General features: G+C 68.1%; 1 protein-coding gene and 1 pseudogene. One reads left to right on the top strand and one right to left on the bottom strand.

What is annotated here, in order from left to right:
• Window positions 1-60: 60 nt before the first annotated feature.
• Window positions 61-483 (bottom strand): annotated as a pseudogene (locus tag AB0G02_RS32830) (SDR family NAD(P)-dependent oxidoreductase); the annotation flags it as partial.
• 557 nt (window positions 484-1,040) lie between these two features.
• Here AB0G02_RS32830 and AB0G02_RS32825 point away from each other — a divergent pair.
• The gene (locus AB0G02_RS32825; protein WP_360802014.1) at window positions 1,041-3,140 is read left to right on the top strand and encodes a cellulase family glycosylhydrolase; all 2,100 of its coding nucleotides are present in this window, start codon (window positions 1,041-1,043) and stop codon (window positions 3,138-3,140) included.
• Window positions 3,141-3,177 lie beyond the last annotated feature (37 nt).

The raw sequence follows: 3,177 nt of genomic DNA, 5'->3' as shown, positions 1-3,177 counted from the left end.
CGCCGCCGAGTCGCGGGCCGCGATCGGCGTGCCGGACGCCTACGAGCTGCCGCCCATCCCGCCCGAACCGCGCCGGGCCGCGATGGAGCCGATCGTGACCACCCTGGCGTCGTCGGCCAGCCGCGGCTCCAGCGCCGTCGTCACCAGCACGGCGCTGAGCACGTTCGACTCGAAGTTCGCCAACCACAGGTCGCGCACGTCGGCCAACCCCTCGGGCGCGGGACGGCGGCGGGCCAGGTTGCCGCCCGCGTTGTTGACCAGCACGTCGACGCGCTCGGGCAGCTCGGCCAGCGCCGCCTCGACCTGCGCCGGGTCCGCGGCGTCGAACGCGACCGCCCGCGCGCCCACCTCCTCCGCCGCGGCGGTCAGCACGTCCTCCCGCCGACCGGTGATCACGACGTCCAAGCCCTGCTTCACCAGTGCGGCGGCCACCGCCTTGCCGATACCCGTCCCACCACCGGTCACGACCGCTGTTCTCGTCATGCCATGGTCCTATCAAAGCGATTCACCCGGGTCGATCCGCTTCTCGGCCCAACAATTGTTCACGGTTGTGAAGTGGAGGTGACCTTCGCTCCCTTGCGACCGAAAATGGATTTCCCGTGGCGGACGAAGACATTACGGCGTAGAACCGGAGGAGTTCGGCGATGCGTTTTCGACTGCAAAGGCCTTCGCGGTGACACCGATTCGGCGGTCGAAGCGATCCGGCCGATTCGACCACCGAACCGTCGAACGCATTCGAAGGATTCGTCGAACGACGAGCACGATCCGGTCGAACGATTTCGACCGGTAGCGCGGTTCCGCATTGCCGGTCGGCCGCGTCGAGTCGATTCCCGTCGAAACACTTGCGCCACCGATCCGTTGCGGTCAACATCATGGCGAGGCAGCGCTGGAACACGCCGCCGCGCCCGGTCCAGGGGTCGTGGCTTGTGGGTGCGCCGGGCGGCGACCGCGGCGCATTCTCATTCCCACTGCGGCCGGACCGGTGCCCGCGCACGTTCGTTTCCCAGCCCTCCCGCTGCCGCACGATCACGAGGAGCGTCATGGCCGATATGCGCGACAAGCTGAAAAAGATCCGTTGGCGGGTGGGCCTGCTGGCCGCCGGAATGGCCTCTCTGCTCGCGGGCGTGGGTGTCGTCGCGGTGACCGACGCCCAGGCCGCGGCGGGTTGTCGGGTGGCGTATTCGGTCCCGAGCCAGTGGCAGGGCGGGTTCAGCGGCAACGTCAGCATCACGAACCTGGGTGACGCCATCAACGGGTGGCGACTCACCTGGGCGTTCTCGTCGGGTCAGACCGTCACCCAGGCGTGGAACGCGACCGTCACGTCCTCGGGCAGCCAGGTCACCGCGGCCAACGTCGGCTACAACGCGAGCCTGCCCACCAACGGCACGGTGTCGTTCGGGTTCAACGGCTCGTGGACGGGCTCGAACCCGGCCCCGACGTCGTTCGCGCTCAACGGTGTCACCTGCACCGGCAGCCCGACGACCACCACGTCCACCAGCACCACCACCACGACTACGACCACGACCACCACGACCAACCCGCCCGCGGGTGACGCCATGGCGCGGGTCGCGGACATGCAGCCGGGCTGGAACCTCGGCAACTCGCTGGACGCCACGGGCAGCGACGAGACGTCGTGGGGCAACCCGCGCATCACCGAGGCGCTGCTGGACAACATCCGGGCGCAGGGCTTCAAGAGCATCCGCATCCCGGTCACGTGGGGTCAGCACCAGGGTGGCGCTCCGGGCTACACGATCGACGCGGCGTACCTGGCGCGGGTCAAGGAGGTGGTCGACTGGGCGCTGGCGGACGGCTTCTCCGTGCTGATCAACATCCACCACGACTCGTGGCAGTGGATCAACACCATGCCGACCGACCGCACGAACGTGCTGGCCCGCTACAACGCGACGTGGACGCAGCTCGCGACGACGTTCCGCGACTCGTCGGCCAAGCTGCTGATGGAGAGCGTCAACGAGCCGCAGTTCACCAACAGCTCGGGTGACGCGCAGAACGCGTCGCTGCTGGACGAGCTGAACAGGTCGTTCCACCGGATCGTGCGCGGTTCGGGCGGCAACAACGCCACCCGCCTGCTCGTGCTGCCCACCCTGCACACCTCGTCCGAGCAGGCGCGGGTCGACGAGCTGGTCGCCACGTTCAGCGCGTTGAACGACCCGAACCTGATCGCGACGTTCCACTTCTACGGCTACTGGCCGTTCAGCGTGAACATCGCGGGCGGCACGAAGTTCGACGCCACCGTGCAGAAGGACCTGACCGACTCGTTCGACCGCATGTACAACGCGTTCGTGGCCAAGGGGATCCCGGTCATCCTGGGCGAGTACGGGCTGCTCGGCTTCGACCGGCACACCGGCACCATCGAGCAGGGCGAGAAGCTGAAGTTCTTCGAGTTCCTCGGCTACTACGCCCGCACGAAGAAGATCACCACGATGCTGTGGGACAACGGCCAGCACTTCGGCCGCACCTCGTTCCAGTGGAGCGACCCGGAGCTGATCGCGCAGATCAAGTCGAGCTGGACCACGCGGTCGGGCACGGCCTCGTCGGACCAGGTGTTCAGCGCCAAGTCGTCCGCGATCACGAGCAAGGCGCTGACGCTCAACCTGAACGGCACGTCGTTCGTCGGCCTGCGCCAGGGCACCACCGACCTGGTGAAGGGCACCGACTACACCATCAGCGGCGACCAGCTGACGATCACCGCGTCCGCGATCACCCGGCTGAGCGGGTCGCGGGCGTACGGCACGAACGCGACCCTGTCCGCCCGGTTCTCGCAGGGCGTGCCGTGGCGGATCAACCTGGTCACCTACGACACGCCGGTCCTGCAGAACGCGACCGGGACGACGAGCGCGTTCGCCATCCCGACCGCCTTCCGCGGTGACCAGATCGCCACCATGGAGGCGAAGTACGCGGACGGCACCAACGCCGGACCGCAGAACTGGACGTCGTTCAAGGAGTTCGACGTCACGTTCGCCCCCGACTACACCGCCGGCACGACCACGCTGAAGCCCGAGTTCTTCGCGGAGGTCACGGACGGTTCGCGGGTGACGTTGACGTTCCACTACTGGAGCGGCGCGACGGTGACCTACTACGTCACCAGGTCCGGCACGTCGGTCACCGGCACCACCGCCTGACCGGTCGCGCCCGACGCGACGACGGCCCGGAGCGCCC

The organism is Actinosynnema sp. NPDC023658 (genome assembly GCF_040639995.1).
Taxonomy (GTDB): Bacteria; Actinomycetota; Actinomycetes; order Mycobacteriales; family Pseudonocardiaceae; genus Actinosynnema.
Note: the sequence above shows the minus strand (reverse complement) of the source record. Positions and strands in the feature narration are given on the sequence as shown.